This window comes from Coprococcus eutactus, from assembly GCF_001404675.1.
GTDB lineage: Bacteria > Bacillota > Clostridia > Lachnospirales > Lachnospiraceae > Coprococcus > Coprococcus aceti.
This window is the reverse complement of sequence record NZ_CYXU01000001.1, coordinates 282,025-305,025: the sequence shown is the minus strand read 5'-3', so window position 1 is coordinate 305,025 and position 23,001 is coordinate 282,025. Positions and strand designations below refer to the sequence as shown.

At 42.1% G+C, this 23,001-nt stretch carries 14 protein-coding genes; all 14 read right to left on the bottom strand.

Going from position 1 to position 23,001, the window contains the following annotated elements; translation table 11 throughout:
* Positions 1-6: 6 nt before the first annotated feature.
* The 14 genes from ARA78_RS01355 to ARA78_RS01290 all read right to left on the bottom strand — a co-directional run bounded on the left by ARA78_RS01355 (position 7) and on the right by ARA78_RS01290 (position 22,770).
* The gene (locus ARA78_RS01355) at positions 7-1,098 is read right to left on the bottom strand and encodes a M24 family metallopeptidase (RefSeq protein WP_055279866.1); all 1,092 of its coding nucleotides are present in this window, start codon (positions 1,096-1,098) and stop codon (positions 7-9) included.
* Complete coding sequence (locus ARA78_RS01350) at positions 1,098-2,483, bottom strand: shikimate kinase (RefSeq protein ID WP_015533569.1); 1,386 nt, start codon at positions 2,481-2,483, stop codon at positions 1,098-1,100. The genes ARA78_RS01355 and ARA78_RS01350 overlap by 1 nt, the downstream gene beginning before the upstream one ends.
* Before the next feature lie 119 nt (positions 2,484-2,602).
* Positions 2,603-8,896: a DUF5057 domain-containing protein gene (locus tag ARA78_RS01345; protein WP_055279865.1), complete on the bottom strand. Its 6,294-nt coding sequence runs from the start codon at positions 8,894-8,896 to the stop codon at positions 2,603-2,605.
* A gap of 17 nt (positions 8,897-8,913) precedes the next feature.
* Positions 8,914-9,786 (bottom strand): prepilin-type N-terminal cleavage/methylation domain-containing protein, encoded by an 873-nt coding sequence (locus tag ARA78_RS01340; RefSeq protein ID WP_022216704.1) that lies wholly within the window; start codon positions 9,784-9,786, stop codon positions 8,914-8,916.
* Positions 9,787-9,798: 12 nt separating this feature from the next.
* Positions 9,799-10,320: a prepilin-type N-terminal cleavage/methylation domain-containing protein gene (locus tag ARA78_RS01335; protein WP_022216705.1), complete on the bottom strand. Its 522-nt coding sequence runs from the start codon at positions 10,318-10,320 to the stop codon at positions 9,799-9,801.
* 12 nt (positions 10,321-10,332) lie between these two features.
* Positions 10,333-13,149 (bottom strand): hypothetical protein, encoded by a 2,817-nt coding sequence (locus ARA78_RS01330; RefSeq protein ID WP_055223932.1) that lies wholly within the window; start codon positions 13,147-13,149, stop codon positions 10,333-10,335.
* Between the two features lie 3 nt (positions 13,150-13,152).
* A complete protein-coding gene (locus tag ARA78_RS01325; RefSeq protein ID WP_055223930.1) occupies positions 13,153-14,475 on the bottom strand; it encodes a prepilin-type N-terminal cleavage/methylation domain-containing protein in 1,323 nt (440 codons plus the stop codon).
* A gap of 31 nt (positions 14,476-14,506) precedes the next feature.
* Positions 14,507-15,271 (bottom strand): hypothetical protein, encoded by a 765-nt coding sequence (locus ARA78_RS01320; RefSeq protein ID WP_055144044.1) that lies wholly within the window; start codon positions 15,269-15,271, stop codon positions 14,507-14,509.
* Between the two features lie 12 nt (positions 15,272-15,283).
* Positions 15,284-16,897 (bottom strand): type IV pilus assembly protein PilM, encoded by a 1,614-nt coding sequence (pilM, locus tag ARA78_RS01315; RefSeq protein WP_055279864.1) that lies wholly within the window; start codon positions 16,895-16,897, stop codon positions 15,284-15,286.
* Positions 16,898-17,457: 560 nt separating this feature from the next.
* Positions 17,458-17,883 (bottom strand): type II secretion system protein, encoded by a 426-nt coding sequence (locus ARA78_RS01310; RefSeq protein ID WP_015533118.1) that lies wholly within the window; start codon positions 17,881-17,883, stop codon positions 17,458-17,460.
* Between the two features lie 145 nt (positions 17,884-18,028).
* A complete protein-coding gene (locus ARA78_RS01305; protein ID WP_055144040.1) occupies positions 18,029-18,445 on the bottom strand; it encodes a type II secretion system protein in 417 nt (138 codons plus the stop codon).
* A gap of 17 nt (positions 18,446-18,462) precedes the next feature.
* Positions 18,463-19,671, bottom strand: coding sequence for a type II secretion system F family protein (locus tag ARA78_RS01300; RefSeq protein WP_055144038.1), 1,209 nt, complete (start codon positions 19,669-19,671; stop codon positions 18,463-18,465).
* 220 nt (positions 19,672-19,891) lie between these two features.
* Positions 19,892-20,953 carry a type IV pilus twitching motility protein PilT gene (locus ARA78_RS01295; protein WP_022217246.1) on the bottom strand — a complete coding sequence of 354 codons (1,062 nt, stop codon included), beginning with the start codon at positions 20,951-20,953 and terminating at the stop codon, positions 19,892-19,894.
* A gap of 74 nt (positions 20,954-21,027) precedes the next feature.
* On the bottom strand, positions 21,028-22,770 hold the full coding sequence (locus tag ARA78_RS01290; RefSeq protein WP_055279863.1) for a GspE/PulE family protein: 1,743 nt from the start codon (positions 22,768-22,770) through the stop codon (positions 21,028-21,030).
* Between the last annotated feature and the right edge of the window lie 231 nt (positions 22,771-23,001).

The window sequence follows — 23,001 nt, the reverse complement described above, 5'->3', positions numbered from 1 at the left end:
CCACTACTAAATCTCTATCAACTTCTTCTCTGATCCTGTAAGATTCCTATAACCATCCTCCGTCACAGCAACCAGATCCTCAATCCTGACACCAAACTGTCCAGGAATATAGATTCCCGGTTCGACCGTTATGACCATGCCAGGTTTCAATATGTCATCACACTTAGGTGAAAATCTCGGATTCTCGTGTATAAACAATCCCACCGAATGTCCAAGTCCATGTCCAAAGCAATCTCCATATCCGGCATCGGCTATTATACGTCTAGCAACAGCATCAACATCGTTACATCTGACTCCTGGTTTTATCATATTCATAGACTCCGTCTGAGCCTTGAGTACCGTATCATACACATATTTCATTGAATCAGATGCCTTTCCTATTGCTACGGTTCTGGTCATATCTGAACAATATCCCTCATATATACAGCCAAAATCCATAGTGAGAAAGTCCCCCTTATTCAGAGTCTTATCCGTAGGAATAGCATGCGGCATGGATGAATTCATTCCAGATGCAGCTATGGTGTCAAAACTCAAGCCTTCCGCACCATTTTTCTTCATATGATACTCCAGTTCAAGCGCAACATCCTTCTCTGTAATGCCAGGTCTGAGATATTCCAGTATATGTGAAAATGCCTTGTCTCCTATTGACTCCGCTGTATGGATATTCTCGATCTCCTCATCTGTCTTTATCTCTCTTAAGGAATCCAGCTTACCATCAAGGCTTATCCATTCCACACCGAATATTCCTGTCGAATATTCCGAATACTCTCTATAGCTGATGCTAAGATTCTCAAATCCAACTCTCAGATTTCCAGAATTTTTTCTCTGTCCATCAAGAATAGATGAAATACACGCAACATATCCTTTTCCAGCAATATCCGCACATTCATATCCTTCGCACTCGCGCTGGACCTGCTCCGTATATCTTGAATCCGTTATGACTGTCTTACCTGATCCTGCCAGAACTATAACGCCCTCGCCGCGGTACGATGCTATATATCTCATGTTGTACCTGTCAGTGATCAATATCGCATCAAGATTCATCTCATCTATTATCCTTCTGACCTTTTCATAAGCAATTGCTGTGTCCATAACCATCATCTCCCACCTTCTATATAAGAACTTATTTCCTGTACTATCTCATCTATTTCAATTCCTGTAACCGGAACTATGATATCAGCGGCAGCTTCATACACCGGTCCTCGCTGTCCCATAAGTTTCCTCACTCTCTGATCTACATTTTCTCCCTGCAGAAGAGGTCTGGTCGTATCTCCCGCAAGTCGCCTTACTACCTCCTCAGGCTTAACATCCAGATATATGATCCTGCCCATTCGCCTGAGTTCATCCACATTCGCCTGTCTCATAGGAAGTCCACCTCCAGTGGATATAACCGTATGTGACAGCCGGCTGTTCAATTCCTTAAGAGTATCTGTCTCAAGCTGTCTGAAATACTCTTCCCCCTTGTCGGCAAATATCTGCTTTATGCTGCAACCAGCCTTGTCCTCTATATAAGAATCCACATCCAGCAGATCAAAGTTCAGCTTTCTCGCAAGAGCTTCTCCGACAGTTGTCTTACCACATCCCATAAATCCTATGAGGATCACATTTTCTCTGATTGACTGCAGCAACCTGTCGTACACAATATCAGCAACATCCTCCGATATGGATATATCATTCCAGAGCTCATATGCAATTATTCCCTGATAAAGGAGCATACGCAAACCATTGTACGCCAATGCTCCAGCCTGTCTGCAAAGCTTCATAAACTTTGTCTCAAACGGATTATATATGAGATCGATTCCCACACTGACTCTGTCGTAAAAATGTGGATCATCGATGACTACAGCCTCATTGTTCGGTGCCAGACCTATCGATGTGGACTGGAATACCACGAACTTATCATCTACATTCTCCTGCAGTAACTGTCCATAATCACCAAGTCTCATGGCAGTCATTGTCTCTCTGCCAAAATGACCATTCATGTCCTCTGCTATCGTCTGTGCCTTCTCGATCGTTCTGTTAAGAATATATACCTTATCCGCACCCTTATTCATGCACATATATGCCACAGCTCTCGCTGCACCGCCTGCGCCAAGTATGATTACCCTCTTACTGTCCAGTTCCACTCCGTAGGACTCCAGTTCTCTGGACAGCCCCATCATATCTGTGTTATATCCCTTATAACCGTTTGCAGTCCTGACAAGAGTGTTGACCGCACCTATTGCCGCTGCCCCCTCATCTATATCCACAAGTGAAGCCATTATCTCATTCTTGTGAGGCACAGTGGCATTCATTCCCAGTATATTCAGTTCAAATGCACCCTTTACAGCATCCGCCAGTCCCTCCTTATGGGTGTGGAACGGTACATACACCTCATTTATCCCCAATATATCGCTGAGTGTGTTGTGTATAAGCGGTGACAAGGTGTGCTGAACCGGATCACCAAGCAAACCCAATAATCTTGTCTTTCCATTTATCTCCATATGTATCTCCATCCTTCAGTCTGTTATTTTAAACAGAGTTAGTATAACACAAAAAGAAACCGGAGTATATAACCACCCCGGTTTCTATGTTTATTGCTATTATTTATACTATATACGCATTATGCAAATACATTCTTCTTCTCGGCGATGAAATCTCCAAGTGCCGGAACGTCTATAGTATTGTCTGTCAGGTCAAACAATGGATCTGCGGCCTTAACCTTGATCATTGTATATACAGGAACTGTCTTGCCCTGGTAATATACCTCCACAACGATGTATGTGTAATTTCCACCATATGGTGCATAACACGAATCATCAGGTGTAAGAGCTGAATCATCACCATTTCTCACAATATCCTTTATGTCGCCTGATATAGATGTTAACTTTGCTGTACCAATCTTTGTGTATGACTTGATCATTCTATCAGTATCCTCTGTGTAGCTTGGTCTGATCGAGTAATCGGAATCATCATAATCCAGATCATAGTAAATGTTAACCTTTGTTACCTTTGTCTTCTCTGGAATACCAATCTTGTAATCAAAGTCAGGATCGTCAGTCTTTGAATCAACTTCCTTAACATATACTGTCTTTCCTGACGAAGCAAGTGCCTCTGCATCCTTTGGAAGCTCATCCTCTGCAGCCCATGTCTGCTTTGGATCGTAACACTTAATAGTTGGCATCTCTGGTACTGCTGATGCACTGTTTACAATAACATTGATGAACAGCTTTCTCTCATCATTGTTTCTTGTACGTCTACCTGTAACTGATGAATGTCCGGCACCACAATATGTGATCGCACCACTGCCATAAGCTGTAGTGTAGATGAAGTAAGCCTCCATTGCATCTCCAGGATCCGCTGCATACTTTGATGAACGCATCTTACTGTTCGATGAGTTATTTGAACCTGCAAGAGTATACCATACTGTTATGTTGTCACTCTCAAGATCAAGTGCAAATGCCTGCTGATGTGTACCCGATATGTTCAGTGATGAACTTATGTTGTATGGATACAATGTTACAAGACCTGAGTTAAGCTGTGTAGCCTTAACTGTCTCAGCACAAGCTGACTGATCCTGATTTGCTGCCTGTGACCAGGCTGTTGCTGCCTTATATGACTCCTGTGCATATACATATGGAAGTGTAGTTGTTGCACCGGCCATATTACCATTGTAGTAAAGTGCTGTCATTGCAAGTGCACTTACATATACCTTCTTATCTTTTCCAAGATATGGCTGCCAGTATGCATTCTTCTCAACAAATACATCCATAATGTTAGAATTCATACTGTTCAGTAATCCTTCGCCCGCTGTAGGATTATTTGCATATGGTGTCAGGTAATACAAGCTGCTATCCGGTGATGTATATGTCACATCATCGACTGTTCCATCTGCTGTGTATGTAACATCCAATGTACTTGTATTAACAGAAGCCTTGCTGTAAGAAACACTCTTAACGTTATACTTACCAAGCTTAAGCGGATTGTCATACTTGACAACATTGTCTGTTACATCAACATGGAATCTGTTCATTCCTACTACTGATATAAGTGACTTTGTAAGATTAACTGCACCTGCATTTGCATATGGTGACATTGAATCGTGGAAGAAGAACAAATCTCCTCCTGCTGATACATAGTCAAGTATGTACTGACATGTTTCCTTCTTGAAGTCAACCTTAAATCCACCAAATGAATCCGATGGTCCAAGAACAAGTATTGAGTACATGTTCTTCATAAAGCTCTTACCATATGAACGTCTGAGGTAAGTATTGTACTTATCCTTTGCCTCAAGCTCTGCGTTCTTTGCTGTCACATAATCTGAATAATACTTAGCAAAATCAGCTCCGAAATCATCTGACATCTTTCCTGCTTTGAAGTCACCCTCACAGTGATTCATTGTGTTGTACTTTGGCCAGAATATCAGATAATAATCGCCTGTATCCTGCATATACTGAAGGACTTTCTTTGTCTCTGCATTGCTTGTCCTGAAATTATTGATAAATGTACTGTAATTTGTAGTTCCTGTGTATTTACCATCAATATAGTTTATTGCATTCTTGAGATAGTTATCAAGAATCTTCTTTGGCGTTGCAACCTTTGCTGACGCTGCTGAATATTCTGTAAGTGCAACAGCGGCAAGGCTCTCGTACTCTTCCTGACTATGTCCATCAACCTTCTCACCCTTGGCAAGCTTCTCAGCCTCTTCTACCATAGTATCAAGGCAATCATACTGAGCATCTACTCCATCTCCTGTCTTGAATGAAGCTCTATCACTTGAAGCAACCACAAGATCAAGATTTATGTCATAATCCTCTGAAAGCTCATCTGCAAGATTCGAATAATAATCATCCGCATCTGTGTTTGTATCAAACTCATATACGCCGAATCTGTTTTCATGTCTTCCAAGAACTGCATACTGAGTAGTTGAAGCGTTATCAAGCTCTGCCATGTTTGCAAATACATTGTACTTTGCAATCTTGTGAGCTGTCTGTGACTCAATATCAAAGTAAAGTGTATCAGTTGCTCCCCATGAGGTTGCCGTCTGTCCCTCTGCCATTGTCTGAACCTGAAGAACATTTATCTCACTCTTTGATACATTATTGTTTACTATCTTGCTGAGACCTGTAGAAGAAGCAACTATATTGCCATCCTCATCTGTTATCTCAAGATACCATGCTGCTGATCCAAAGAATTCTGAGTCAAGCGCTACTGTCAGTGATTTCTCCTGACCATTTGTGATCTTGTCCTCAAGACAATAATCACCGCCGCCCTTCTCGAACTTTGTATTCTTATCAACATCTACAAACAACTTGTAGTTATATACTGACTTGTCACCATCAACCTGGAATGTAAACTGTAGTCTGTTGGACTTGATATAAGTCTGCTGTATTCCCTGCTGATATGTAACTGGTTTTGTAGTGATAGTAAGTCTTGTTCTATGTGCACTTCCTGTCACCAGTCTGTTAAGAGATGCTGAAGTTGCATCATCATAGACTACCTTGTAATTATAATATACAGTATCTGTTCCCGGACGCTTATACCATGACTGATCCTGTACGTCTGAGTCCATATAATCAGTTTCCTTGAACTTACCTCCAGCAAGTGACTGAACACGCTTTGTCCATAAACTGTTACCGTATATTCCATCCTTATCACTTATATACTGTGTTGCATCCTTATCGAATCCCCACAGAATATTTGATCCATTTGCTCCTGTATGTCTTGCATAGAGGGTATCTACCAACTGATACATTCTTGATGATGGATCGAGATAATAATTCTTTCTCTCAAGCTTTCCATCTTTATACCAATATCCCTGAAGGAGCTCAGCCTGTGAAAGCTTATCACCATTTGCATTTGTACCCTGCATATTCTCATATACGCTGGTAAGCTCATCACTTATGATCATCGGTCTGCCTGATGCCATGTATGTGAGAAGCTCCTGATACTTTGTATTTGTCAGGTCGTTACCATTCTCTGCAAGATATGTTGTTGTGTAATACTTGTCACCAACCTTTGGTGATGCAAGCATATTTGTTGATCCTGATATAGGTGCTGTATCTGGGCTATATGTAGATGCATTCATCAACTGACTGAGTGTACCTGTGTGGTAATACATGATGAATGTTGGGAATATCTGATATGTGTAACCCGGCGTAGCATTACCGATATCATTCTGTCCTTTGTACATCTCCGCTGGATTTCTATCCATAGCACTTATATCGCCACCGATATATACCAGATCGTATGTCGCTGCTATATCTTCCTTCATACCAATGAGCTGCTCGGTCGAAACCTGAGTGAGCTGAATATCTCCAATGGATATTCCATCGATAGCATACGCTATCTTCGCCTTGGTAAGATCAAAATCATAATACTCTGTTCTGGCCGCAAGCTCCTGTTTAGACTTACCACTTACTACATCAGATGGAACTGTATAATAGTTTCCTGTTATTTTAGTTGTTCCATCACTTCTTGTTGTATAAGCTGTACTTACGGTATCCTGAAGTGCTGCCACCTCAAGATCAATCGGATAATCCGGCTGAATCTCAAGTACCTTGAACTTGTTATCAGAACCATCGCGATACACACTGGCATTGATAACATCAGCCACTGCCTTTGCCGATGGTGAATCAACTACCGGAATGGTTGGATCTGAATCATCGCCACTGCCATCTCCTGAGCCCTTTCCGTCACCGGCCTTAGAAGAAACTATAAAATACTGTCCACTCTCGACTGCACTGCACAGATCCTTGAATACCGCTGTGCCTATCTCCTTGTTATATGTACCCTTGTCAATAAATACAAAGTCATACTCTGAGAGATCAAGCTTATCATAAGTACCATTCATGAATACTGCCTGGGTTTCGAGATATTTGTCATGCAGACCAGTAACATACGAAACAACCTTTGCCGCATCTGAGAAATCCAGATTAGTATATACAAGATCACTCTTATACTCATAATTGAGATCTGCATTACCAACATTCTCCTGGAAATCCTGATATGTAACTACAACATTCTCATCTTCTGTTCCTGCTGCGTCTATTCTGTATGTGTATCCTGATACATTGTCCTCGTCAACTGTCTTAATATTGAAATCATACTGATAATCAGTATCACTTCCGTCAACAAGACCGGAATTATCAGCTACTCCAACCACAAGATCATCATAAGAGAACTGGTCATCACTGACATCTCCTCCAACTACAACCTTGTAGCTATATTCAGGGCTGAGTCTGTCAAAGCTGTATGTGTATACAGTCTCCATAACTGTGTTGCCATCAGCATCCTTTATCTCCTGACCATTCTCGTCAAGTTTCGGAACCTCTTTCATCTCAAGAGGAGCCTTCATAAGAATATCTACTGATGTTCCTGCCAGATTAAGCTGTGTTCCATTTTCTACTACAAGATATGCATACATATCTGCTGCTGGATCCACTGCATCACCTGCATCATCAGTACATCTCACTGTACCGGAAACTGACTTTGTCTTGACATCCTTATAGTATGATGTTGCAAAGTTGTCATTCTTAAATGCCTTACCGCCATTGGTCATCGCCTCTACAAGATCGGCACTGTCAATGAGATAAACATCAGCACCACTTGGCACATATCTTGAAAGACCTGTACCACTGCTTGAAGTACCATTCGCATACATATGTCCTGTCAGATCGCTGTTTGGAGCCTTCTGTACAGATTCCCATGTATTTGTCTTCGCATTGAATGTGTAATCAGCAGAAGCCATGTCTCCACGTGTAGCACTGCTATTCTTCTCTGTGATTTCACTGAACATTGCACTGCCGGCTCCGTCCTCTGAAATCACAAGTATCTTGGCATTATCAAAGTTCCACGACTTTCTGTCTCCTGTAAGACCTGATCTTGAACCAGCCTTATCATATGTGGAATCCTTGATATTATCCGGTATGTTACCATCAAGGAAATCAAGTATTGATACACCCTCATACCACTTATAGTATGTTCCATAGTTAAGGTAATCGCTACCACCCTCGCTGGCTTTTCTCTCTGCCTGAAGAATAAAGTCAGAGATCGTCTTTGTTGTCTTGTTTATATCAGGAGTCGTCTTGTTATCATCTGCCTCCTGATAAAGTGTCTTAAAGAAATCCGGCTCTGTAACAAGGACATTATCATATCTTGCCACAGCACCCTTAGTGATCAGCTTGTATGCAAGTGCACCCATTCTGTAATCATCATTATTTCCTGTTATAAGCTCTGGCTCTGATGTACACAGAGTTCCTGTACACAATGCTATAGGATGTGAGTTTGCTGTAGCATACGCATCCAACCAGTTATACAGATCCTCGCTTATATCATTTGCTTTGCTGGCATAATCGCTGGCACCATTCGCCCAAATATATATGAAATCCGCCTGATTGAGGATTCCCTGGGCTGTTGTATCCATGCTGTTCAGCTCGCTGACTGTACAAGTTGTAAGAGTCACCGCACCGGCAGCCATGTTATCGCTTATCGTCTTATATCCATTGAACACTGCAAGTCTAAAATACTCACCTGCATACACATATCTCCAGAGATATGTTGTTGAATCGTATCCTGTCAGCTTCTTCGCATCACCTGAAAACTTGCTATCAGTGACGGTTTCCTTCAGCTTCTCATCCATATCTGCATTACCACTATATGAATCAGGTACTATCTGGACGATTCTGAATTTGTCCTCTCCTGTCTGTTTCTTGCCAGCATCGTTGGAGTTCTTGACTGCCAGATCGATATTGGACAATCCTGTCAGACTTGTAGATTTGCTTCCGCTGCCGTTCGCATCACTCAGGGAAGCCTGAGAATCGGAGTTAGCCAGTGTATAATTCACAAATATAGAGCTGACTACAAGTGCGAATATAATAGCTATAGATGATAAGACTATTTTTTTATTCTTAAACACTGTATTTTCCTCCTCTATTAATCCCACTCATGCTTCTTGAGCACGAATGAATTTCTGAGTCCAACTACACTTGTTACTTTATATGTCTCTTTTGTTTTTGTGTCTTCAAATCCAATAATCACTGCAACACTATTGTCTGCAGGATTGACCTGAAGCTGAAAGCTTTTCACGTTGTTAGCAAGCACTGTACCTTTCTTGGAGCTTGCATCCACATACTTTGTACACGATGAAAGCACCGCCTGTGCCTGATTTACCTTTGCTGAATCGCTGCTCTTGAGATCCTGCTTTGCCTGATTAAGCGTTTCATCACTCATCTCCTGTCTGAAAACATACAATTTCTTGTCTGTCTTGCTGTAGGTAATCGTACAGAATGCAGTCTTATCTAGCTCAGATGAATACTGAACCCACAGATAATCAGCATCTATAAATGTGTGCACATCCTCTGAAGCACCAGCGCCGCCAAAAGGCTTAACATCCGCTATATCATAGCTATTGCTTTTTTTCTTTATCACACCGCTATCTGACACTATATCCTGGATTACATCAGCAACGCCTCCCTGCTTACGGAGTGTGCTTCCCGATCCTGCGGATTTCACATACGTATCCTCAGGAACAATAAAGCTTCCTGTAACCTGAGTGAATGATGTTCCAGTCTGTACGTAAGCAGTTCCATCAATCTTGATATCACTTGCCCCCATCAGTATGTCTGCTATCGCATCATATGTCTCAGTCGCCTGAGACTGAAGCTTCTGTCTGGACGACTGCTTCTTATGTGACGCAACAGTTGTAGATATAAGGGACATGACAGCAACCATGAATATTCCCAAGATTGCCATATACAGTATAAGCTCTATGAATGTGAAGCCCTTGTCTTTATTTCTACATATCATTCTTCACACCCCCTAATTCTTTCCATATGTATGACCGCCTGTATACTGGTTCAGGTTGACCCTTCCAACAGTATTGTTGCTGTTATACTTGCAGAAACGATACTCTCCATATCCAGTCAGCACCTGACTGTCAGATTTCCTGATAATAATAACCTGCTCTGAAAGAGGAGTAGTCACTGAATCTGCATCGTAATCGTCAGCATAATATATCGTAACTCTCTCCAGCACCTTGTCAGGTGCAGATGAATTAGCAGTAAATGACTCCGCCCTTCCATCAGCGCATATACCATAGAAAATATCGTAATTAGCACCATTCTGGACTATCCTTACCGCCTCTCCACTTTTTTGCGTCCTAGTTCTCATCTCAAGCGCCGACAATTCACTGTCAAACTTCTGCAGTGAAGCAGTTGCCTGAGACGCTCTTATTGATGATATAGTGAGAAAGCCCACGCCTGACATTACTGCAATTATAGCAATAACAATTATCATCTCTATAAGCGTGTATCCATTATTTGATTTTATACCATTCTTCATCAGCTACACCCCCTATTCAACATTCTTCTTCCAGTTCTGGAATACAAGAATATCTTCGTATGAGATGTCTGATATTGATGCTCCTGTTACCTCTGTGTTACCTTCGCTCTTGGATGATGTATAGTTCTTCAGCACCTTTGTTGTAAGCGTATTGAGCTTTTCGTCTGTGCTCTCTGAACACTGTTCAAGAAGATTTGCAACAAATGCAGCGTCTGCTGATATTGACATATTATGGTCAATTATAAGCTTTGATCCAGTGATTATCATACCTCGGAAGCTCTTAACATTCTCATCAAATCTTACATTACCACCGGCAATTATAATTCCCTGGAATGATCCATCTCCATTGTTTGGCTGGAGCTTAACATCACCAGAATTGATAACTATGGTTTTAGCCTCATTATCTGTTGCATTTCCAATTGTCTTCTCAATTGAAAGGTTTTTGCTGAACACATACGCCAAATCAACGTAGTGGTTTAAAGGAGTGATACTGTAATCATATGAATATGTATCTCTATCCTTATCATATGAGCTTAAATATCCTACCGATGAGGAAGTGTAATTAGCTATTTCCCACGCATTCTGTGTACGCTTTGTTTTATCATCCACATTGTTAAGAACCGACAGATGATCCTTCATATTAATATACATATATGAAAGGAATGTGCTTGTCTGTTCTTCGTCACTTGCAGTTCCTGAACCAGCAAGCTTAAGTGCATCCGCCTTGAGATCATTAAATGCCTTTTTATTGTTGTCTGTGCCCTTGTTTCCAAGAATATTAGTAAACACCTTGCCTGTTGAAACATTATCAAGAGCTGTAGCCACATCCATTGTGGTAGTTGTGGATGCTCTCAGGAACAGCGAATCATCGTTATTCTGATCTGTGACAGCACCACTTGCATTTATCTTGCCCTCTGCCGGAAGAACCAGCTTAACCTGGAACTGCTCGTACTTCTGTACATTATAAAGCTTGCTGCTTATCTCATCGCCATAATCCTGGAGAAGCTTATAATATTTCTCAGCAAATTTCTCTGCATTGCTTACATTGGATGAATCCTTTCCATCCTCAATATACAGATAATAATAATCATGTCCTGAAACAGTCTGCTTAATAGCTGTTACGCCCTTTTCTCCTTCTGTAGCAAGATCCTTGAGGAAATCATCATACAGATCAAGTATGTTCGCATCTGCCTCAAATGTCTTTGGGAACTGAAGTGTAACTGTAGTGATTCCTGTGTCAGGGTCAACCTTCTCAGTGTTGTTCACTACAGACCACTGGGTAAGGAACATAAGCTGATTTGTCTTCACATCAAGAGACTGTCCTGTAGAATAATCCTTCAGTGTTGTGAATGCGTAATCTGCATTCTCATCAACTGTTATATTCTCATCGTCCTCAGGAACACTTGAAGCAGCAATCTTTGAGAATTCGATATATGACTTACCTGCTATATACAGTGAATTAAGATCCTGTAAGTCAAGTGTTGAATTCTTACCATTTACAATAATTGCACTATCACTAAAGTGTGATCTGAGCTTATATCCTGTTGCAAGATATCCTTTTTGTCTGAGATAATTCAGACTTCTTGTATCCTGTGCATTGTAGCTATATCCAAAATAACTTCCCTGAGTAAATTTCAAGCTTGCTTTCTCTGCATTAAGCTCTGTATCATCAAAGATATACGCATCTGCAGAAGCTTTCAGTGAGCCTCCGTCTTTTCCTCCAATGACGATATTATCTGCCCAAAGCTCTGATAAAGTCTGTGTACGACCTGACAGATTTATCTCAGCTCCGTTATATGCGGCAAGAGAACCTGAACACACAACCACATCTGAGTTGAGTGTAAGTGTGGAATTCTTACCATTTACAAATATTCCTGAGTATGCACTGCTTTCCTTTGTACCCCACATTGTGGTAGGCTTACTCTCATATTTGTTCGTAACCTTTGTCTCGGCTACATCATTATAATCCTTATTGTAATAATCGCTTGCTGCGTAGATGTTACCCTTAACCTGTGCGTCGGTTGTCCGGTTGTCGTTGTCCTCTCCTACCTCGACACCCATATCCGCAAGTATCGCATATTCATACAATGTATTGTTTGATACACTGCTTGTATCAAATGAAACATTGTACTCAGGCTCCGTGAGAACAATGTCCGTAGTGATAGACTGCTCATAGGTTCCTGCTGTTGATCCTTGCAGATTCACACTTCTCTTAACACACACATTCTTGAATGTGACAGACTGAACCTTGTCATTTTCGTAACCCGACTGCTTCTCCGTCTTAATTCCTCCATTATTCTTATAATACTGAGTTGTTGTCTTGTTATTAACATCAGTATATATAAGCTTCATGTTCGATGTATCAAGTCTGACACCATCCGGATTGTCCACCGCATCATACTCATTAGATATGAAAGACTGAAGTGTATCTGTCACGTTCTTAAGGCTCTTATAGTTTGTATCTGCAACAAAGCCTGTCATGAAAAGCTTTTTGAAAAGCTCATTTGCCGATTTATTGTCAAGGGTAGTAAACGCCTGAGCCTTAGTATCATACACAACAACCAATTCAGCCGTAGTTGTGTACGCCGAATAAAGGTGCTCATTGGTCGCTGCGCCTACCCCCGCATACATCTCATCAAGTGCAGTTTCTACCTCATAAAAGTTATTCAGGGAATTCAGCTTATAAAACTTGAGCTTGTATGTCATCATAGCTCCCATAAGTATCGCTGAAGCAAGAATGCACATAAATGTGGTTGCGACTATTACAAGGACGAAACTTGAACCGTGATCATCGTTATGCCTAAGCTTTCGCTTTAATCTCTCAATCATCTGTTACTTCCCCCTTGTTCCAGTAACCGTCGTCTTGTTTCCTTTACTATCTGTCAAAGTAACTGTTATATCGTACATATATACACTGTCACTCTGATCCTCTGTCAAACGAGCTACAGGATAGTCAGAATTAACATTGTCAAAATCAAAGTTGGCATATACATTAAGATCTGACGACTTTGCTCCCGCTGCCAGCTTAAGTCTCACCTTGACATCTGACATCTTGGTGTTCTTTCCTGCATTCGTATATGTAAGATCATCAACGTTCGCCACATTGAACTGCTCACGTATGATCTTCTTGTATGTATCGCTGAGCTCTGCTGTCGTCTCGAATACATACACATCCGCCTTCTCAGATATTCCTGAATTATCCACCGTTATGGTATCTGTCGTACAGTATGAACCATTGTATATCGCCGGAACATAGAGAAGATACACAGGTGGCAGACCATTCGTAAACTCCTGCTTGTATACTATTCCATCACCATATAAGGTGGTAGGCTTGTATACATTTTTGCCTGAGCTCTCATACTGTGATCTGATAACTGAGACCGTTGTATAATCTGTGTATTCCACATAACACTCAACTGTATATGTGGATCCCAGCTTTGATATCTTGATCTTGGTATTCTTCTGGAAATGATCCTCATCGAATGTTCCACCACCGGAAAGATAATGGTTGTACTGCACATCATACTTTCTCAGCACGTCAAGCTTCGCATCCAGGAAATACTGATATGCGAGATTATCAAGATTGCTGCCTGTTGCGGCTACATTATAGGTGGCACCTATAATGATAGCCGACTGTTTGCTGTCCAGATTTCTGATAGTTCCCGATTCCGTAGCATTAGTCTGTATGGCGCCACTTTCATCGCTCTTGAATGTCGCACCACCATCAAGACCTGCAAGCACATATCCATTCTTAAGAACCTGATATGCCGCATCATTCACATCCACCTGACAGGTGTAGGTCTCATAAGATTTTCCTATGGATACATCGTTGCAGGTATAGGTTGTGTCCGAATATTCCGCCGTTTTAGAATTCGGCAATGTAATAGACTTTCCCGATGGTGTTCCCTTTGTAAAGGAATATGTCTTTGTTCCATTGCCATCAGGAATATTCACATTTCCTGACAGATCAGCGGTCTTAAAGATCTCCATGATCTCCTCAGCCTTCTCGACTGCATACTGCTTCTTCGTCGATGTAGTACCCGTCTTCGTGGCTGTGATCAATGCATTGGTTATCGGATAGATCAGAATGGCAAATATGGCAGCAGCGATTATAATCTCTACTAAACTAAATCCTTTATTGTTTGATTTAACCATTTATTTGTTCACTCCATTTAAGTGTATGCATCTACTGGGCTGTTGTTGTGGTCGTAGTCGTAGTAGACTTTACTGTTGGGTTTCCAAAGATGTTGTTTGTACCTGTCTGTACATTCACATCTGCGTGATCTGTAGTTCTGTCATCACCGTTTACTGCATATGAGGTTATAGTCATATCTCCCTCATACTTTCCTGTCTGTTCGTTGAATGCTATAGTGACATCGTCAAGAGTCATTCTGTAATCACCATTCTTGATGTAGTCGATGACATCCTTGATATCCTTGTAGTCTCCCTCGTATGTGACAGGGAATGATGCTGAATAGCAGTTGTAACCTGATGCTGTAGCTGCTGAATCATCTATAGTCACGTCAGATGCTGCTGCATCTGTTGAAGCACTTGAATTATCAGCAACGGTAACGTCGCCCACAGCGCCTGCGCCAAGTGTATAGAAAAGTGTCTCCTCACCCATTGTTACACTAGGAAAGTTGAACTTATACTTATCCTTTACACCCTGTAAATACATGATTGTGTTATCCTGATACAGCTCTGATGGAAATTCTGCAAGAACAGCCTCATAGTCTGCCTTGTACTTCTCAGTGTCAGCTATGTACTGCTGTCTGTTCGCATCCTTCTCAAGCAGGCTGTTATAATATGTCTGTCTCTCGTTGTACTGACTTTCAATACTCTTCTTGTCATCAAAATTGCTCATGGCAAGGAATCTTATAGGAAGCACTAAGATAGCAATTCCCAATATGAATAATAATAGATTTCTCTGGCCCTTTGTGATTGAATCCATGATAGTCCCTCCTTAATTAACTGATACTTCATCTGTTGAAGTCTCGGTGTCATCTGCATTTACATCCTTGTAGATACATGTAACTGTAAAGTCGTATGTTGTATCCCCGCTCTGCTTATCCACATTCTCAGTGACAGACTGAACGAATGAATTGTCTATGCACTCTATATCCTTGAGGTTTATTGCAAATGCAGCTATATCCTCGTACGACTTCGTGTTACCTGTGAAACTAACCTCTGTTGAAGATGAATCAAACGCTGTAAGACTGATTCCCTTTGGCATCTTGTCCTCAAGCTCCGCAATAAGTGTTCCAACATTCTCATTGAGGTTCTCTGTGTAGCTGTACATATTCTGAGCATCCATGTATACAGACTCTGCATCCTCATAGTCCTGTACGATCTGCTCTATATCCTTGATAGAATCAATATCTCTGTTCACCTGGTCAAGCTTTGACTGAGCCTTGTTCTTAGCTATGAACGAGTACGCTGTAACACCACCTGCAACTATGACTGCTATGATGATAAATGCTATAACCAGTGGTGTTGTGTCAACACTGCTTGCACCGCCCTTGCTGCCAGTCTCACCAAGCTCGAAGCCCATAGGGTCAAAGGCAGCTCCGATAGGAACCATGAGATATACAGGATTATAAATCTTAAGATCAATCTTTGGGTCAAATTTGATGTTATACAATGTATCCATTACTCTGGTTGATACATTGAGCTGAACCTTGAACAAGCCGTCGATTCCCTTGATAAGGGCTCCATCACCTGTGAGGAATACATCATCAATAGGCTTATCAGGATTCTTTGATGTGAAGAAGTCCATAACTCGACCGATGTTGTTGATGAGATATCTGAACGCTCCTGTTATTGCGTTGTCGTCGAAATCTACCGTGAGAAGTCTTTCATTCTGAAGTAATGTCATGGCTGTTGTTGCATCCACGCCCTTCGCATCCATAACTTCATTCACAACAACATTTGTTCCGTATGGAACTGTTCTCTGAAGGAGAAGTGTATCTCCTTTTACGATGTTGAGCACTGTTGATTCACTGCCCAACTGGATTACCATAGTTGTCATTGCCTCTGTTGTCTGAGTCTTGATCAACTGAAGCATTGCATTACCAATATAATCAAGTGCTACTACTTTCAGTCCAGCCATAGCTGCGAGATCATAGTATGATCTTACCATGTTCTCTGGTGCAGCGACTGCAAGAACTCTGAGCTGCTTGTTATTCTCTTCATCAGTAACTGTCTCAAGAACTGTATGAGACACTACGTAATCCTCTATATTAACAGGGAAATACTCTGATGAGTTCGCATTAATAATTCCTTTAATTTTGTTCTCCTTAACGAAAGGTACAAGAACCTCTCTGTTAATGATCTTTGTAGAGGTAAGAACGAATATCGCGTTCTTGTTTGTTATTCCATTTGCTGAGAGCTGAGACTTGATTGCCTCTGCTATTCTCTCTTTGTCTCTGATCACGCCATCCTCATAGGCATCTTCCGGTGTCTCGAAGATGATAGCGTTGTGTATCGTTGACTGCTTCTTGTTTGAAGGTGTAACTTCAACGATAGTAATACTTTCATTTGTAATGTCGATTGTTAAGACTTTATTATTACTCGCCATTTTTATAGCCTCCCTCGCTAATCAGTAGTTTTGTATGGAAAATTCCACATTGCTTTGAGTACCAGCTTACCGCTGTTCACCCCATTCATATAATTGTTCCGGATAAGTGCTTTCCGGATAAAGGTCAACATTCTGTCACCCTTTTAATAGCTCATCTCATCCACATAATGACCCTTTTATATAGAAGAAACTCACTGAAAAATAAGTACCAGCTCTACCTAGGTAAGCCAGTTGCCGCCATAAGTCATGCTATGTGACATGTCACATATACAAAAAACCGCTGACTGCAAAGAAAGAGTGAGTATAAAGGATCAGACTATATAACACTCTATATAACATTCTTTCCTTCATATTCAGCTCTGTGTAAAGATATAGCAACCGGGGAAAATCCCCAGCTACTATAAATATAAATAGTAGATAATGTGTCAGCACCTGACGATGATCACACTCACTGCCTGTACGAGGTTGCAACAGGTATAATCACCGTCTGTGCTACACTTATGTAACATCAATCATGTTCTCATGAACAATCCGTAAGTTTACACAAGTCTGTCAGAATCTTACTTGTATTCTGCACATACATCTGGATAAAGCTCTGAACCATTAACTGTTACAGTGAAAGTAGACTTATCTGAGCTAAGTGTAAACATAAATGACTGATCCTTATCATACTTTGGCTTGTATGCAGCTGAACCAAGCTGTGATACAACCTCGCTTGTAAATGCAGCGCCAGTTCCATTTACTGCAACAGGCTTTGTTGTTGATAATGTATAATCACCAGCTTCTGCTGCATCGTAAGCTGCCTCTACTGAAAGTGCGTTTGTAACTGCTGTTGCGATTGTCTGTGCATTTGATACATCTGTTGATCTTCTTGACTTAGCGATGTACTTGATAAGTGCCGGTGCAAGAGCTCCAGCAAGGATTGCCATGATAGCAATAACGATAATTAACTCTACTAATGAGAAACCTTTGTTGTTTTTCTTCATAATATTACTCTCCTTTTTAGTTGTTTATTGTGTGTTGTTATGTGCTTTGCACTATATCAAACCGGCATCCTCGTTCTACCGGGTTTAACCTTTTTAGTTATCATGCAGGTCATACATGATATATCAAATAGCTACCAGACGTATGTTACTTGTAAGCATCACACACATCCGGATACAGCTCTGAGCTGTCCACCTTTACGGTGAATGTAGCCTTATCACTATTGACTGTGATAGTGAACTGCTTGTCCTTGTCATACTTTGGCTTGAATGTACTTGTCCCAAGCTGACTTGTGACTTCTGATGTGAACGCATTCGATGTGCCAAGCTGTGTGCCATCGGTATTCACCGGGTAATCACCAGGTGTGGCATCATCATATGCCTTCTCTACCGATAAGGCATTGGCGACTGCCGTCGCTATAGTCTGGGCGTTCGACACATCGGTCGATCTTCTTGACTTTGCTATGTACTTTATGAGCGCCGGTGCAAGTGCTCCGGCGAGAATAGCCATGATAGCTATGACTATGATAAGCTCCACCAGTGAAAAGCCTTTATTTCTATTCATCTAATTTCCTCTTTTGTTTATACATTATCCATAGCATCGTACATACTCATGATAGGTCCATATACCGCTGCAACTATCATGCCAACAACACCTGCAAGAAGAACCATAATCATAGGTTCCATAGCTGCTGTAAGCGCATTTGTTGCCGCCTCAACTTCTTCGTCATAGTAGTCAGCAACCTTGCTGAGCATCTCCTCTATATCTCCTGTCTCCTCACCAATCTTTGTCATGGCTGAGAGCATCGGTGGAAGCATCGTCATATCCTTAAGTGGTTTTGAAAGCGGTACACCCTTGGACACCTGAACCTTAGCATCCATCAGGCCGTCTCTGATAATCTTGTTATCCATCATCTTTGCAACCTGCTCAACAGCATCTATCATCGATATACCTGACGCCATCAATGTACTCATGGTTCTTGCAAATCTTGCACAGGCTGTCTTAACATTCAGATTTCCGAATATTGGAGCCTTAAGTCCTATGTTCGCAAAGAGCTGTTCGCCAAACGGTGTCTTCTTGAAGAACTTAACACCGAACACTATAGCTGCCACTATGATTATGAGCAGCCACCACTTATACATAACGAAATCTGCCGCCGCCATCATCATACGAGTTGCGAGTGGAAGCTGAGTTCCCATCTCTTCAAACATACTTGAGAAGTTTGGTATAACCGCTACCAACACTACTATGATAACTATAACCATAACACAGAGAACTACTATAGGATATGTCATGGCACCCTTGATCTTGGATGACAATGCATTGTCCTTCTCGAAATGCTCTACCAGTCTGTCCAAGCAAATCTCAAGATTACCAGACATCTCACCAGCCGACACCATGTTGATCATGATAGGCGGGAATACATCCGGGTTAACTCTGAGCGCATCCGCCAGAGTTCCACCTTTCTCTACATATGTACGCGCATCTGCTATGGCCTTTCTCAGTGTCTTGTTCTCAATCTGATCCCCCATCAGCTCCAGTGCGGATATGATGGTAACACCGGCCTTGATGACCGCCGAGAACTGTTTACAGAATACACCCAGGTCTCTTGACTTGACCTTCTTCTTAAATCCTATACCCCCGAGCGGGCTGCTCTGCTCCGTCAGACTCATGATCGAGTAGCCTTCTGACTTCAGCTTCTTCTCAGCACCGTCTCTGTTAGGGGCCTCGATGGTACCTTTTTTATTCTTACCATCTCTGTCAACAACCTTGTAATTAAATACTGCCATTGTCTCTCCTCCGACCCAATCTTAATATTCTTACGTTTTCATGTATCTGCACTTTAAAAGCGCAATAATGCAACATAAATTATATGTAAAATATCTTACTATACCACACAGATTTAATCAACATTTAATTATTTGCACGTTATTTTTTAGACAATGTGCACAATGCGGCTTGGTTATTATACCACATTTTTCCATATGGCAATCGATTATTCCATATATCTTACTGTCCGTTGATCTTCTTTCTCAGGTACTGCTGATCCTGTGCGTATGTCATGGCAACCTCTCTTGTGACGGTCCCTGAAGCATACAGCTCATACAATGCATCGTCCATAGTGATCATACCTAAGGCTCTGCTTGTCTGGATAGTTGACTGGATCTGATGAGTCTTGGCTTCTCGTATCAGACTTCGTATAGCAGGTGATGCAAGCATTACCTCGAAGGCTGCAACTCGTCCGTTGCCGCTCGCTATAGGAAGAAGCGACTGTGAGATAACTCCCTCAAGAACCATCGCGAGCTGAACTCTTACCTGCTGCTGCTGGTTTGTAGGGAAGATATCTATGATACGATCGATGGTACTTGCCGCACCGATTGTATGCAGTGTGGAGAATACCAAGTGTCCTGTCTCGGCAGCGGTTATGGCTGTGGAGATAGTCTCAAGATCTCGCATCTCTCCTACGAGGATGATATCAGGATCCTCACGGAGTGCTGCACGAAGTGCATTTGCATAGCTGAGTGTATCCATACCAACCTCTCGCTGGTTAACTATTGCCTTATTGTGATGGTGAATGTACTCTATAGGATCCTCAAGTGTGATGATGTGATCCGTAAGGTTCTCATTCGCCTTGTTTATAATAGATGCAAGTGTGGTTGACTTACCAGAACCTGTAGGTCCTGTTACGAGAACCAGACCTCTCTTTCTCTTGTAGAGCTCAACAACCTCCCTTGGAATACCAAGCTGGTCAGGTCTTGGGATCTGTGTCTCAACTCGTCTGTACGCTGCTGCCATGTTTCCCTTGTCCATGAATACATTGACACGGAAACGTCCGGTCTCAGGTGAATCGAATGAGAAATCGACCTCTCCTCTGTCCTGAAGTATGGCCTTATGCCTGTCCTTCATAGTAGATCCAATTGCCTCTGCCGCATCAGCAGGTGACAGTGCCGGAACCTCAACCTCGGTGAGCTTACCGTTGATTCTGAGCTTAGGTGGTATACCTACAGCTATATGAACATCTGACGCCTTTGCTTCTACAGAGAAGGCAAGTAATTCCTTCATGTCTAACATAACTTGTCCCTTCCTTTCCCTTTTGCATTAATAATTACAATTTATATATAATCTCATTATATATCTCTTATATCTTACAGCTCTCCCATGTCCACTCCCTCGGCCACGGTCACTGTACTGTGAACAATCTTGTTCATCTCTGCTATGGATGTGATACCATCAAGAACGTGCTTGGCAGCTCCCATCTTCAGTGTGAGCATTCCTTCCTTGAGGGCCTGCTTCTCAATGACATCCGCTGTAGCTCCGGAAGCGATAACAGCCTGAAGCTCTCTTGATACAGGCATCATCTCGTATACACCGATTCGTCCTGAATAGCCTGTGTCGTTACACAGTGGGCATCCCTGTGGCTCGTAGATGATGACATCCTCCTCGTCAGCCGGAACACCGAGCTGAACTCTCTCATCATCCTCCACAAGTCTTGGCTGCTTACATGTGGTACAAAGTCTTCGCACAAGTCTCTGTGCAATAACTCCAACAACAGCATCACCGGCGATGTATGACTCAATACCCATATCGATAAGACGGGTGATGGTCGAAGCCGCTGAGTTAGTATGCAGTGTCGATACAACCAAATGTCCTGTGATAGCGGCCTGTACGGCGATTCCTGCTGTCTCACCGTCTCGGATCTCTCCTATCATGATGATATCCGGATCCTGACGAAGGATAGATCTGAGGGCTGCCGCGAAAGTCATGTCCGCTTTGTTATTAACCTGCACCTGATTGATACCGTTGATGTTCGCCTCGACAGGGTCCTCAACGGTGATGATATTAACATCCTCTGTGTTAAGCTCACTGAGTGATGTGTACAGTGTAGTTGATTTTCCTGATCCTGTAGGTCCCGTTACAAGGATGATACCATGTGGGTTGCTGAGGATATTATCGAAAACCTTCTCCTGCTCTGCATCGAAACCAAGGGCACTCTTCGGTTTTGTCAGACCGTCCTTGGATGTAAGTCTCATAACCGTCTTCTCTCCGAAAACTGTTGGAAGGATAGAAACACGGACATCAAACTCTCTTCTGTCAACCATGATGGTGATACGACCATCCTGTGGTTTTCTCTTCTCTGCTATATCCATACCGCCTATGATCTTGATACGGGCTGTGATACCTGCCAGTATGCTGAGGTCGTATGACATAACCTGCTTAAGTGCACCATCTATTCTGTATCTGACTCTGACGCTATTCTCCAGAGCCTCTATATGTATATCTGACGCTCTCTGTCTTACTCCGCCTTCGATGATCTGCTTAACCAGAAGTACGATAGGGGAATTATCGATTTCTTCGTTGCCCTCTTCCTCGTCGCCTCCGCCGAGCACATTCTGCTGCTCCTGTCTGTAGGCCTCAGCAGCCTCCATAGCCTGAGCGCTTCCGTAATACTTGTCTATGGCTTTCCTGATTCCCTCCTCAGATGCGAGCATCGGCTCTACCTGAAGATTTGTCACAAGACCAATATCGTCCATGGCCATGATATCCATTGGATCTGCCATGGCTACCTTGAGGATGTTCGGGTTATCAGGATCTATCTCTATAGGTATGGCCTGATACTTGGTGACCATGTTCTCAGGCACCATGTGTATAACCTTCTCCTCGATCTTAGCTCCCTTGAGCTCTATGTAGTCAATTCCCAACTGGGTTGTAAGTACCGTAATCAGCATGTCGTTACTTATAAATCCCAGATCAACCAGGGCGTTACCAAGCTTTCTGCCGGTCTCCTTCTGCTTTGCAAGTCCTTCCTGAAGCTGTTCCTCCGTGATAGCCCCCGCTGCTACAAGGACATCTCCAATTCTGATCTTCTTACGTCCCACGCTTAATCGCATTCTCTAAATACCCTCCTCACGTCTCTCGCAATTCTACGCACAGGCAGAATTATCCAAATACCTAAAGCGTATTATATCACAGTATTTTCACATTTTAAACATTTTGTACATATTTAGATACATTTTTTTGCACTTTTATCGGATTTTTGCTTTTTTACAGGGTGGATAGGCACTATTTCTGCACAATAAACATATTATATAAGCAAGCTGACTGTACTAATTGTAAAATAG

Coding starts and splice junctions, on each gene's coding strand:
- ARA78_RS01355 (WP_055279866.1), bottom strand. CDS start 1,098: ATGGTTATGGACACAGCAATTGCTTATGAAAAGGTCAGAAGGATAATA.
- ARA78_RS01350 (WP_015533569.1), bottom strand. CDS start 2,483: ATGGAGATAAATGGAAAGACAAGATTATTGGGTTTGCTTGGTGATCCG.
- ARA78_RS01340 (WP_022216704.1), bottom strand. CDS start 9,786: ATGATATGTAGAAATAAAGACAAGGGCTTCACATTCATAGAGCTTATA.
- ARA78_RS01335 (WP_022216705.1), bottom strand. CDS start 10,320: ATGAAGAATGGTATAAAATCAAATAATGGATACACGCTTATAGAGATG.
- ARA78_RS01330 (WP_055223932.1), bottom strand. CDS start 13,149: ATGATTGAGAGATTAAAGCGAAAGCTTAGGCATAACGATGATCACGGT.
- ARA78_RS01325 (WP_055223930.1), bottom strand. CDS start 14,475: ATGGTTAAATCAAACAATAAAGGATTTAGTTTAGTAGAGATTATAATC.
- ARA78_RS01320 (WP_055144044.1), bottom strand. CDS start 15,271: ATGGATTCAATCACAAAGGGCCAGAGAAATCTATTATTATTCATATTG.
- pilM (WP_055279864.1), bottom strand. CDS start 16,897: ATGGCGAGTAATAATAAAGTCTTAACAATCGACATTACAAATGAAAGT.
- ARA78_RS01310 (WP_015533118.1), bottom strand. CDS start 17,883: ATGAAGAAAAACAACAAAGGTTTCTCATTAGTAGAGTTAATTATCGTT.
- ARA78_RS01305 (WP_055144040.1), bottom strand. CDS start 18,445: ATGAATAGAAATAAAGGCTTTTCACTGGTGGAGCTTATCATAGTCATA.
- ARA78_RS01300 (WP_055144038.1), bottom strand. CDS start 19,671: ATGGCAGTATTTAATTACAAGGTTGTTGACAGAGATGGTAAGAATAAA.
- ARA78_RS01295 (WP_022217246.1), bottom strand. CDS start 20,953: ATGTTAGACATGAAGGAATTACTTGCCTTCTCTGTAGAAGCAAAGGCG.
- ARA78_RS01290 (WP_055279863.1), bottom strand. CDS start 22,770: ATGCGATTAAGCGTGGGACGTAAGAAGATCAGAATTGGAGATGTCCTT.